The organism is Mucilaginibacter sp. AK015 (genome assembly GCF_014200785.1).
Taxonomy (GTDB): Bacteria; Bacteroidota; Bacteroidia; order Sphingobacteriales; family Sphingobacteriaceae; genus Mucilaginibacter.
Window position 1 is genome coordinate 50,943 of sequence record NZ_JACHCV010000001.1, and the last position, 12,468, is coordinate 63,410.

At 45.2% G+C, this 12,468-nt stretch carries 10 protein-coding genes; all 10 read left to right on the plus strand.

Annotated features, from left to right (window positions below; translation table 11 throughout):
- Positions 1 to 18 precede the first annotated feature (18 nt).
- The 10 genes from HDC91_RS00240 to HDC91_RS00285 all read left to right on the plus strand — a co-directional run bounded on the left by HDC91_RS00240 (position 19) and on the right by HDC91_RS00285 (position 12,461).
- Entirely contained in the window at positions 19 to 591 is a 573-nt protein-coding gene (locus HDC91_RS00240) for a gluconate 2-dehydrogenase subunit 3 family protein (protein WP_183547255.1), read from the plus strand.
- 118 nt (positions 592 to 709) lie between these two features.
- The gene (locus tag HDC91_RS00245) at positions 710 to 1,867 is read left to right on the plus strand and encodes a Gfo/Idh/MocA family protein (protein ID WP_221262081.1); all 1,158 of its coding nucleotides are present in this window, start codon (positions 710 to 712) and stop codon (positions 1,865 to 1,867) included.
- Between the two features lie 3 nt (positions 1,868 to 1,870).
- Positions 1,871 to 2,923, plus strand: coding sequence for a sugar phosphate isomerase/epimerase (locus tag HDC91_RS00250; protein ID WP_183547258.1), 1,053 nt, complete (start codon positions 1,871 to 1,873; stop codon positions 2,921 to 2,923).
- A gap of 37 nt (positions 2,924 to 2,960) precedes the next feature.
- Complete coding sequence (locus HDC91_RS00255; RefSeq protein WP_162432832.1) at positions 2,961 to 3,410, plus strand: c-type cytochrome; 450 nt, start codon at positions 2,961 to 2,963, stop codon at positions 3,408 to 3,410.
- A 37-nt stretch (positions 3,411 to 3,447) separates the two neighbouring features.
- Positions 3,448 to 4,701, plus strand: a complete 1,254-nt coding sequence (locus HDC91_RS00260; protein WP_162432831.1) for a nucleoside permease — start codon at positions 3,448 to 3,450, stop codon at positions 4,699 to 4,701.
- 2 nt (positions 4,702 to 4,703) lie between these two features.
- Positions 4,704 to 5,588, plus strand: coding sequence for a hydroxypyruvate isomerase family protein (locus tag HDC91_RS00265; RefSeq protein WP_183547261.1), 885 nt, complete (start codon positions 4,704 to 4,706; stop codon positions 5,586 to 5,588).
- Between the two features lie 55 nt (positions 5,589 to 5,643).
- A complete protein-coding gene (locus HDC91_RS00270; protein WP_183547264.1) occupies positions 5,644 to 6,519 on the plus strand; it encodes a sugar phosphate isomerase/epimerase in 876 nt (291 codons plus the stop codon).
- Positions 6,520 to 6,545: 26 nt separating this feature from the next.
- Positions 6,546 to 7,313: a DUF1080 domain-containing protein gene (locus HDC91_RS00275; protein WP_162432828.1), complete on the plus strand. Its 768-nt coding sequence runs from the start codon at positions 6,546 to 6,548 to the stop codon at positions 7,311 to 7,313.
- 152 nt (positions 7,314 to 7,465) lie between these two features.
- The gene (locus tag HDC91_RS00280) at positions 7,466 to 11,620 is read left to right on the plus strand and encodes a hybrid sensor histidine kinase/response regulator (protein WP_183547267.1); all 4,155 of its coding nucleotides are present in this window, start codon (positions 7,466 to 7,468) and stop codon (positions 11,618 to 11,620) included.
- Positions 11,621 to 11,675: 55 nt separating this feature from the next.
- On the plus strand, positions 11,676 to 12,461 hold the full coding sequence (locus HDC91_RS00285) for an NIPSNAP family protein (RefSeq protein WP_183547270.1): 786 nt from the start codon (positions 11,676 to 11,678) through the stop codon (positions 12,459 to 12,461).
- Positions 12,462 to 12,468 lie beyond the last annotated feature (7 nt).

Consider the following 12,468-nt stretch of genomic DNA (forward strand, 5'->3'; position numbering starts at 1 on the left):
AATTCAATCAATAATAAAATGAATAGAAGAGACGCGATAAGCAGAGTGGGTTTGATAATAGGAGGAACGGTAATTGGTGCCGAACTTTTTATATCAGGCTGCAAATCGGGCAGTAAAGTAAATACTGACGACTTGTTTGCAAAAGATACTACCGCCTTTTTAAACGAAGTAGGCGAAACCATTTTACCCGAAACATCAACGCCCGGTGCAAAAGCGGCAAATGTTGGTGGCTTTATGGCCATAATGGTTAGGGATTGCTACACGGAAGACGACCAAAAGGTTTTCAAAAAAGGTCTGTCTCAACTGGAAGATGCCAGCAACAAAAAATTCAAAAAATCCTTTATGGAAGCCGATGCCAAACAACGCACAGAGTTGCTGACCGAACTGGATAAAGAGGCGAAAGAATACTCAAAAACCAAAAAGCCCGAAGATCCTAACCACTATTTCTCGATGATAAAACAGCTGACATTGCTTGGTTTCTTCACATCAGAAGTCGGTGCTACAAAGGCATTGCGTTATGTGCCGGTACCGGGTAAGTACATAGGCGACTACCCTTACAAAAAGGGCGACAAGGCCTGGGCGCTTTCGTAAATATTAACAAGCCCTTACGCTTACGGCGGAGGGGTTTTACTTTTAAATCTAATTTTATACTCTTAAAAACCACCCGGCTTAAGCAGCGGAGTGGTTTTTAAAAGTTTATCTACACTATATGAGTAACAGAAAATTGCGCATGGGCATGATAGGCGGCGGAAAGGATGCCTTTATAGGGGCTATCCACCGTATTGCAGCCAACATGGACGGGCAGATAGAGCTGGTTTGCGGCGCTTTGAGCATGCACGCGGATATAGCCCAGGAAAGCGGGCGTATCCTATTCCTTGACCAGGACAGAGTTTACAACACTTACGATGAAATGTTTAAGGCCGAAGCACAACGCCCGGCCGACGAACGTATGGACTTTGTAACGATAGTTACACCAAACTTTGCCCACTTTGCCCCGGCAATGCAGGCTTTGGAAAACGGTTTTAATGTGGTTATAGAAAAACCGATAACTTTTACCCTTGAGGAAGCACAGCAACTAAAAGCAAAAGTTGAGGAAACAGGATTGATGCTATTGCTTACCCACACCTATGCCGGTTACCCGATGGTAAAAGAGGCGCGCGAGCTTATCAAAAGCGGCGCATTAGGTAAAGTAAGAAAAATATATGTTGAGTATCTGCAAGGCTGGTTAAGCCGCCTTTCAGAACGTGAGGGTAACGCGCAAGCCTCATGGCGTACCGATCCGTCTAAATCCGGTAAAGCGGGTGCTATGGGTGATATTGGTACACACGCTGCTCATCTGGCAGAATATATCTCAGGTCAAAAGATCTCGGAATTGAGCGCTTCGTTAAACATTGTAGTTGATGGGCGTATGCTTGATGATGACGGGGCAGTTTTGCTTCGTTTTGATGGCGGGGCTACCGGAACGCTTATCGCTTCCCAGGTGGCTGCCGGCTCAGAAAATGCTTTAACTATCCGTGTTTTCGGTGAGAATGGCGGGCTTGAGTGGCACCAGATGGAACCTAATACGCTCATTGTAAGATGGCTCGACAAACCTGCCGAGATCTTACGTGCAGGCACTGCTAACTTATCAAGTGCAGCATCATCAAACTGCCGTACACCGGGCGGGCACCCTGAGGGTTACCTGGAAGCATTCGGTAATTTGTACCGCAACTTCGCGTTGGCACTTAGCGCAAAAATCGAGGGCCGCGAAATACCCGAGTGGATAGATTTCCCGTCGGTTGATGATGGTATACGCGGAATGGCATTTATAAATAACGTTGTTGCATCAAACGCAAGCGACGAAAAATGGACAAAATATACTATCTAACGTATGACTACCATAAAAGGACCGGCCATATTTTTAGCACAGTTTATTGGTGATACAGCGCCTTTTAACGACCTCAGATCTATCTGCCAATGGGCAGCCGGTTTGGGTTACAAAGGGGTGCAGCTGCCTACAAACGACCTGCGTTTTATTGATCTGCAAAAAGCTGCCGACAGTAAAACCTACGCCGACGAAATAAACGGCATCGTGAACGAGGCCGGCTTACAAATAACCGAGCTTTCTACACACTTACAGGGGCAATTGGTAGCGGTAAATCCTGCTTACGATAGCCTTTTTGACGCCTTTGCGCCCGATGCTTATAAAAACAACCCCGCCGCAAGGCAAAAATGGGCGGTATCGCAATTGCATGCGGCTGCCAAGGCATCAAAAAATCTTGGGCTTAATGCGCACGTTACCTTTAGCGGCGCTTTGATATGGCATATGGTATACCCCTGGCCGCAGCGCCCCGCAGGCCTGGTTGACGCGGCTTTTGATGAGCTTGCCAAACGCTGGGAACCCATCCTGAATGTTTTTGATGAGAATGGCATAGATCTTTGCTACGAGATCCATCCCGGCGAAGACCTGCACGATGGCGTTAGCTACGAAAGATTTTTGAGCAAGGTAAACAACCATAAGCGCGCTTGTTTGTTATATGATCCGTCGCACTTTGTGTTGCAGGCAATGGATTACCTGGAATACATTGATATTTACCACGAACGTATAAAAATGTTCCATGTAAAGGATGCCGAATTTAACCCTACCGGCAGGCAGGGCGTATACGGGGGGTATTCAGACTGGATTGACCGCGCGGGCCGTTTCCGTTCGTTAGGCGATGGGCAGGTTGATTTCAAGGCGATATTCAGCAAGCTTACCCAGTACGATTATAAAGGCTGGGCGGTACTTGAGTGGGAATGCGCGCTTAAGCACCCCGAAGATGGCGCACGCGAAGGCGCTCAATTTATAAAAGACCACATTATCAGGGTTACCGAACGGGCCTTTGATGATTTTGCAGCATCGGGCAGCGACGATGCATTTAACAGATCGCTGATAGGATTATAAAAAAACACATCAATCTACTAATAAAACTAAAACACACATGAAAAAGATATTTGTAATATTAGGATTAAGTTTGGCTTTGGCAGCTTGCGGCGGCGGCGATAAATCAAAACCTCCCGGTGGCAGTGAGGCCGATAGCGCGCAAGCGACAGACCAGGCGGCGGTAGCGCATAACTCTGATGCAGCTAATGATACCGCAGCAAATAACATCGGTACAACCAAAGCGGCCGGTACGCCTGATAACAAAGGCGAGGCGTTGATGGCAAACAACGATTGTAATACCTGCCATAATACCAATAGTAAGGTAATAGGGCCCGCGCTGGTTGATATAGCCAAGAAATATACCGAATCGGATATTGATAAACTTGCTGATAAGGTGATTAAAGGTGGCAGCGGTAACTGGGGTACGGTACCTATGACCGCGCACCCGGACCTGGCTGTAAACGACGCGAAAGAAATGGTGAAATATATTTTATCAGTAAAAGAATAAACCAAGCAACCCTAAACCAATTTAAACTTAAAAAATTATGACCGCAACAACACGCGTTAAGTTATCCACCATGATGTTCCTGGAGTTTTTTATCTGGGGTGCATGGTTTGTAACTATGGGGACGTATCTAACCAAAACATTAAGTGCAACGGGTGTACAAAATGGTAACGCTTATGCAACCCAATCGTGGGGTGCCATCATCGCGCCTTTTATTATCGGATTAATCGCCGACAGGTTTTTCTCGGCCCAGAAGGTTTTGGGAATTTTACACTTAACAGGCGCGGCGTTGTTGTACTACATAACAACCATACCTAATTTCGAGGGTTTTTTCCCGGTTATTTTGGCTTACATGATCATCTACATGCCTACGCTGGCATTGGTAAACTCGGTATCGTTTAAGCAAATGTTAAATCCAAGCAAGGAGTTTCCACCAATACGTATTTTCGGAACAGCAGGCTGGATCATCGCCGGTTTAACAATCGGATGGCTCGGCTGGGAGCAAAGCAATTCGCTTGTATTAACCTTTAAAATGGCTGCTATCGCCTCGTTAATATTAGGTTTATTAAGTTTCACATTGCCTGCAACCCCGCCGGCAAAAAAAGGTCAGAAAACATCGCTAAGCGATATCATGGGATTGGATTCTATCGGTTTGTTAAAAAACAGGTCATATTTAATATTCTTCCTGGCATCCGTTGCTATATGCGTGCCGCTGGCTTTTTATTACAATTTTACAAACCCCTTTCTTAACGAGGTTGGTATGAAAGCTGCAGCCGGCAAACAATCGATGGGGCAAATATCCGAGCTGGTATTTATGGCCCTGATGCCGTTGTTTTTTGTGCGCCTTGGTGTTAAAAAAATGCTTGCGGTTGGTATGCTGGCGTGGGTGTTGCGTTATATATTCTTTGCCTACGGCGATACCGGTTCAAACTACTGGATGCTTATAGCAGGTATAGTAATGCATGGTATCTGCTACGATTTTTTCTTTGTAACCGGGCAAATTTATACCGATAACCTTGCAGGCGAACGCTTTAAAAGTGCTGCGCAGGGTTTTATTACCCTTGCAACTTATGGGGTGGGTATGCTTATCGGATCATACATATCAGGCCCTGTTGTCGACCATTGGAAAACATCTGATACTTCGCATAACTGGACAACCATTTGGTTAATACCGGCGGGTATAGCCGCGTTCGTGTTCCTGGTGTTTGTTATTTTCTTTAAAGATACCAACCAGATACAGGCAAAACCGGGTTTAGATATCGAAGAACCAAACGCAGGCAGGGTAGAAGTATAATCATGGCAGGTACAAACAGGAGGTCGGCTATAAAGAATTTGCTTGCGGGTACCGCGGCAATAGGCGCATCGGGTATGCTGTCGTCTTTCAAGCCGGAAGGGAACGAATTAATGGCCGATAAACTGAAAGGTAATATAAACCATGCGGTATGCCGCTGGTGCTATGGCGATATTAGTGTTGAGCAGCTTTGCGCTGCGGCTAAGGATATAGGCATAAAGGGTATCGATCTGGTTGGCCCGGACGACTGGCCTACGCTAAAAAAATACGGGCTGTTTTCGTCCATGTGCAATGGCGCCGAAATAAACCTTACCGATGGGTTCGGGGATACGCAGTTTCACGCGCAACTGCATAAAAACTATACGGCCATGATACCCAAAGTGGCGGCAGCGGGTTATAAAAACCTGATCTGCTTTAGCGGCAGTCGCCGGGGTAAAACCGATGAAGAAGGATGGAAGAACTGTGTTGAAGGCCTGAAACCAATGGTTAAGCTGGCCGAGCAGCACAACATTGTTTTGGTAATGGAGTTGCTTAACAGCAAAATTGACCATAAGGATTACCAATGCGACCACACCGCCTGGGGCGCCGAACTTTGTAAAAGGCTGGGGTCTGAAAATTTTAAGCTGCTATATGATATCTATCATATGCAGATAGACGAGGGCGACGTAATCCGCAACATTCGCGATCATCACCAGTACATTGCCCACTACCACACCGGCGGTGTACCTGGCCGTAACGAGATCGACGAGACGCAGGAATTATTTTATCCGGCAATTATGCGAGCCGTTTTAGAAGTAGGCCATAAGGGTTTTGTTGCGCAGGAGTTTATCCCTAAGCAAAAAGACAAGCTGTTATCCCTGGGTAAGGCAGTACATATCTGCGACGTTTAAACCATAAGGCGGGCATTACGTCTATACAATACAATTACATCAACCAATTAAATAAATGATAAACAGAAGAAAATTTTTAACACAGGCGGGCTTAGCCTCGGCAGGTATGGTGCTTGCACCAAATTTGTTATCGGCTAAAACCCCCAATGGTGTTGGCCTGCAGCTGTATAGCCTGCGCGATCAGTTGCCTAAAGATGTAAAGGGCGTTATTGCCAAAGTTGCAAAGGCCGGCTACAGCGAGGTGGAAACCTTTGGTTACTCTGCCCAGAATGGTTTCTGGGGACTTAAGGCAAAAGAGTTTAGCGCATTGTTAAAGGCAAATGGTTTAAAAACCCCAAGCGGCCACTACGGTTTGGATGAGTTTTTTGGCACCGGTAAAATGGATATCTTTAACAGCTACATTGATGCTGCATTAGCCACCGGCCAAACTTATATAGTTATACCAAGCTTAGACCACAACTTTATAAAAACCGCCTCCGATTTCAACAAGATAGCCGACAAGATGAATAAAGCGGCCGCTATTTGCAAATCGCATGGGTTAAAACTGGGTTACCATAACCATAACTTTGAATGGGAAAAGGTAGAAGGCACTACTTTTTACGATACCATTTTAGCTAAAACAGACCCATCGCTGGTAAGCATGGAAATGGATATTTACTGGGTGGTACGTGCCGGGCACGATCCTGTTAAGATATTTCAGCAGCACCCGGGGCGTTTTGCTATGGTGCATGTGAAGGATATGGATAAAGGTAACCACGAACTGAACACCGAAATTGGCAGCGGAACCATCGATTTTAAAACTATACTGGGTAAGGCCAAACTTGCAGGCATTAAGCACTTTATTGTGGAGCAGGAAAATTACACCAATATAGATCCGTACAAGAGCCTTGCGCAGAGCAGCGCTTACATGAAAAATTCATTGCACATATAAATCAGCAAATAACAAACTATAAACAAATGAAATACAAGGTAATATTAACAGCTTTGCTTACAGGAGGATTCTATATGGCAAATGCACAAACCGGTAAACCGGAAGATACCGAAGTATGGGAACCCGTACCAAACGTAGTAACAGCAGGTAAAACCGTGGGCGAAGCCCCGTCAGACGCGATAATTTTGTTTGACGGCAAATCGGGCCTTAGCCAATGGAAAGATGTTGCCAGCGGCGGCGATGCCAAATGGGACGTAAAAGGCGACGTGTTGACGGTGAATAAATCATCAGGTAATATCGAAACCAAAAAAAGTTTTGGTAGCTACCAGTTACACATTGAGTGGAAGGTGCCCGCAAACATTACAGGAACAGGCCAGGGCCGCGGTAACAGCGGTGTTTTTTTAGCCTCTATTGGCAAAGGCGATGCCGGGTACGAACTGCAGGTTTTAGATTCGTACAATAACAAAACTTATGTTAACGGCATGGCGGGCAGTATTTATAAACAATTCATCCCCTTAGCAAACCCTACAAAGCCACCAGGCGTTTGGAACACCTACGATGTGATCTGGACCGCCCCAACATTTGATGGCGATAAGGTTAAAACACCGGCCCGCGTAACCGTTTTATTTAACGGCGTACTGGTTGAGAACAATGTTGAACTTTTAGGCCCTACACAATATATCGGCAAGCCGGGTTACAGGCAGGCACATGGCCCCGCACCTATAAAATTACAGGCGCACGGCGATAAAAGCGAGCCGCTTAGCTTCCGTAACATATGGGTTAGGGAACTTTAAGCACCTAATTAAAACTTTATAAAAAGCTTACCATCCCGGTAAGCTTTTTTTGTTTTTGTATCTTATTTATCTTAAACTTATTGTAGGGTTTGCCGTATAACCACTGTAAGCCAATTAGTCGTGCTGTTTTCACTGCTGCACAACCTGAATTAATGTATAAACATCTTATTTTTTTCATTTTATTGCTTTGCACTTTAAGTGGCTTTGGTCAAAATCAAAGCTTAAAGTTCGAGCATATTGGTACAGGTGAGGGATTGTCGCAAATAAACGTAGCCTCAATTATACAGGATAGCCGCGGCTTTATGTGGATAGGCACCCGCGACGGGCTCAATAAGTACGACGGTTACACGTTTACCACCTACAGGCATGATGCTCAGAGCCCGCAATCATTATCAAGCAGTATGGTGGCCGATATAGCCGAAGATAAGGAGGGCAATATATGGGTTGCTACCATCATAGGCCTAAATAAGCTGGAGCGCAAAAGCGGCCGCATCATTCAATACAAACACGACGATAAAAACAGCAATACCCTCGCTAATAACATTTTAAATAAGCTGGTTGTTGACGAAAAAAACAACATCTGGATAGCGGGCCAGGGTGGGCTTGACTACTTGGATACCCGCGCCAACACCGTAAAACACTATAAGCATATTGATAACGACCCCGGCAGCCTTAGTGATAACAAGGTGAGCTTTGTGTACCAAGATGCCGCGTTGAATATTTGGGCAGGCACTTTTGCAGGCGGCCTGCACCTGCTAAATAAAAAAACGGGCACGTTCAAAAAGTTTCAGTACGATCTGCAAAGCCCCAAAAGCATCTCGAGCAATAATATCAGCTGTATTTTTGAAGATAAAAAACAGCGTTTATGGGTAGGCACGCAAAACGCCGGCCTCAACATGTATGATGCAAAGAGCAATACTTTTGTTCGGTATCAGCATACAGAGAACGTTAAAAACACCATATCCAGCAACAATATCTATTGCTTAAATTCCGACGAGAATGGTAACTTATGGATAGGTAGTGATAACGGCGGCCTTTGCATTTTAAACCCCGAAACAGGCGTTATCAGCTATTACCAACATGATGATATTGATAAGAACAGCATTAACGGTAATACGCTTTACAGCATTTGTAAAGACAGGTTGGGCAACATGTGGCTTGGCGCATACAGCGGGGGCATTAATGTTTTTAAGCGCAGCACCGAAAGCTTTGCACATTACAGGCACAGTTCGTTAAGCAACAGCCTGTCAAACGATTTCGTGCTGGCACTGTATGAAGATAATGAACGGAATTTATGGGTAGGTACCGATGGCGGTGGCCTTAATAAATTTGATAATAAAAACGGCACTATCATCCACTACAAAAAAAATAACACCAGCAACAGCATTGCCGGCAATTATGTACTTACGGTTAACCAGGATTTTGAAGGCGACTTTTGGATAGGCACCTGGGCAGACGGCCTCAGTATTTTTAATCCGAAAACAAATGTTTTTACAAACCTTAAAAATAACCCCAATAACCCTAACAGCTTAAGCGGCAATAATATTTACGCGCTTATACAATCAAAAGACCACACCGCCTGGATAGGCACTTATAATACGGGCTTAAGTCATTACAATAAAAAAACAGGAAGGTTTATTAATTATAAAAATGATCGGAATGACCCTCACAGCTTAAGCAGCGACAGGGTTTATTCGCTGCTGGAAGACAGCAATGACAACCTTTGGGTGGGTACCTTTGATGGCGGCCTCAATCTGCTGGACAGGAAGACAGGTAAATTTACAAGATTTGTTTTTGACAGTAAAAAAAACAGCATAAGCAATGATAACATCCCTGATATCTTCGAGGATAGCAAGGGTAACCTGTGGCTTAGTACATTTTCGGGCCTTAACCTGTTTAACCCAGTTACCAAACACTTTACTGTTTTTACAAAAAAGGATGGTTTGCCCAGTGATATCATTTACGCGGCAAGGGAAGATGACGAGGGGAAGTTATGGATCAGTACCAACAACGGGCTGTCGTCATTTGACCCGGTAAGGCGCATTTTTAAAAATTATACCATTGAGGATGGCCTGCAGGACAACGAGTTTAAATCGCACTCGGCGTTTAAAGGGAAGGACGACAGATTGTATTTTGGCGGTATAAATGGCTTTAACGCGTTTACACCCGGCCAAATACTAAAACCGCAGGGCTTTGCCCCGCTGGTGATAACAGCATTCAGGCTGTTCAATAAAAACGTGGCGCCCGCCAAAGATGCAAAAGACCCCTCGCCGCTTAAGCAGGATATATCCGATACCAGGTCGATAACGCTTAATCATAAGCAGTCGGTTATATCACTTGAATTTGCCGCGCTCGATTTTACATCTACCGATAAAAAACGATACGCCTACATACTTGAGGGCTTTGATAAGGAATGGAACTTTGTAGGCGCGCGCAATACGGCAACTTATACCAATTTGCCCGCGGGCACGTATGTTTTCAAACTAAAATATCAAAACACCACCGGCGCATGGTCGCCCGTTACCACCGGGCTCGAAATTATTAGCAAACCACCGTTCTGGCTAACCTGGTGGTTTAAAACGCTCGCGCTGCTATTTGTCGGATTGCTTATATACGCCATATTTATTATTCGCTTACGGGCCATTAAAGCGCAAAAGGCCATCCTGGAGAAACAGGTAGAAGAACGCACCGTGCGGCTTGCCCAAATGACGAACGACGAACGTGTTTTGCGCGAGGATGCCGAAAAGGCCCGCGAAGATGCCGAAAAGGCCAATAAAGCGAAAAGTATATTCCTGGCCACCATGAGCCACGAGATACGCACCCCTATGAATGGTGTTATGGGTATGGCCACGTTATTGGCCAACACACCACTGAGCAGCGAGCAGCAGGAGTACACCGAAACTATAAAAACCTGCGGCGACACTTTGCTGAACGTTATAAACGATATACTTGATTTTTCGAAGATCGAATCGGGCAATATGGAGCTGGACGAACAGGACTTTGACCTGCGCGATTGTATTGAGGCCGTACTTGATGTATTTGCCGAAAAGGCCGCCCGCGCAAACCTCGACCTGGTTTACCAGGTAGAGCATAATGTGCCATCGCAGATCATTGCAGATGCCTTTCGCCTGAGGCAGGTATTGATCAACCTGGTTGGTAACGCCATTAAATTTACATCTAAAGGGGAGGTTTTTATTTGCGTAAAGTTAAAAGGCAATCAGGATAAACACTTTGATCTGCTTTTCGAGATACGCGATACGGGCATAGGTATCCCGCCGAATAAGATCGGTAAGCTGTTTAAGGCGTTTTCGCAGGTCGACTCCAGTACTACCCGTAAGTATGGCGGCACGGGGCTGGGGCTTGCTATCAGTGAGAAACTGGTTAACCTGATGGGCGGAGATATCAGCGTAAAAAGCCAGGTGGGTAAGGGTACAACCTTTTCGTTCAATATAGCGGCTAAAGCGGGTGTAAAAGCACAGCGCAACTATGTACACCTTAATGCCGCCGAAGTGCAAAATAAGCGTATACTGGTTGTTGACGATAACAGTACCAATCGTGATATCCTTGAGGAGCAGCTGAAGCAATGGAATTTTATCCCCGTAATGGCATCATCGGGTATGGATGCTTTACAACAACTGGAAAACAACAAACCTGTTCACCTGGTGATATCAGATATGAATATGCCCGGTATAGATGGCGTGGAACTTGCGCGTAAAATACGCGAACAAAGCCAGGTGCCAATAATCCTGCTTACCTCAATGGGTAACGAGCAGAGCCGCAAAAACGCGCACCTGTTTAACGTAGCCTTAACAAAACCTACCAAGCATCAGGCGCTGTACAAGCATATTATAGAACAATTAAAATTAAACAGCAATGTAAACACAGAAGTACAGGCAATTAAAACGCCGTTTTCTGAAGATTTTGCCAAACATCACCCCATGAGCATATTGATAGCGGAGGATAACGCTATCAATCAAAAGCTGGCAAAATATATACTGAATAAAATGGGTTATAAGCCCGATATTGTTGAGAACGGGCACGAGGCCATAAACGCAATGATAAGCAAGAAGTATAACCTGGTATTGATGGATGTACAAATGCCCGAAATGGATGGCCTGGAGGCAACCCGTTTTGTCCGCCAGAACATGGAGCACCAGCCCGCGATAATAGCCATGACAGCTAATGCCATGACAGAAGATAAGGAAGTGTGCCTGAAAGCTGGTATGAACGGATACCTCAGCAAACCGCTTAAGCTACAGGAACTGATGGACACCCTTGCCGGTTGGGATGCAAACAAAGGTGTTTAACGGTATGTTAGCTATGTATTATTTGATATATTAGCCATCACAAATAAAATCTGCCATGTTATTATATAAAAAGCATTTGCACCGCGCGGCAGTGGCGCTAACACTTCTTTTTATTCCGGCGGTGTTAAGCGCCGGCCCCTCGCCATCCGGGTATTATTACCAGATAAAAATATATCACTTTAAAACCCCGGAGCAGGAAAGTATATTGGATAGCTACTTAAAAACCAGTTATTTGCCTATGCTTCATCAAAAGGGATTTAGCAATGTCGGGGTATTTAAGCCCATTGAAACGGATACCGCAGACCGAAAAATATATCTCTTTATCCCTTTTAAGAACTGGAAAAGCATCGAAACTTTTAACGCGGAGGCGCCCAACACAATGGCGGTTAACCATCAGGGTTATACCAATGCGGCGTACAATAAACCAGCTTACAGCCGCATCGAAACCATTATCCTCAGCGCTTTTGTTACACGCCCCCGGCCGCTGGCTATAAAACTAACGGGCGACAGGGCTAAGCGTGTTTATGAATTGCGCAGTTACGAAAGCCCTACCGAAGCGCTTCATAACAATAAAGTCCGGATGTTTAACAGCGGCGAAACTGATCTTTTCGATAGGCTTGGCTTTAACCCCGTATTTTATGGCAGCGTAATTGCCGGTAGCCATATGCCTAACCTGATGTATTTGACCACTTTCAATGATAGGGCCGACAGGGATAAACATTGGGACGCTTTTGGAAAAGATGCGCAATGGCAAGATCTGTCGGGGCGGAAAGAATTTCAGAACAATGTGTCTAAAGCAGACATAATCTTTTTATACCCAACACCTTATTCGGATTTTTAAAATGCCA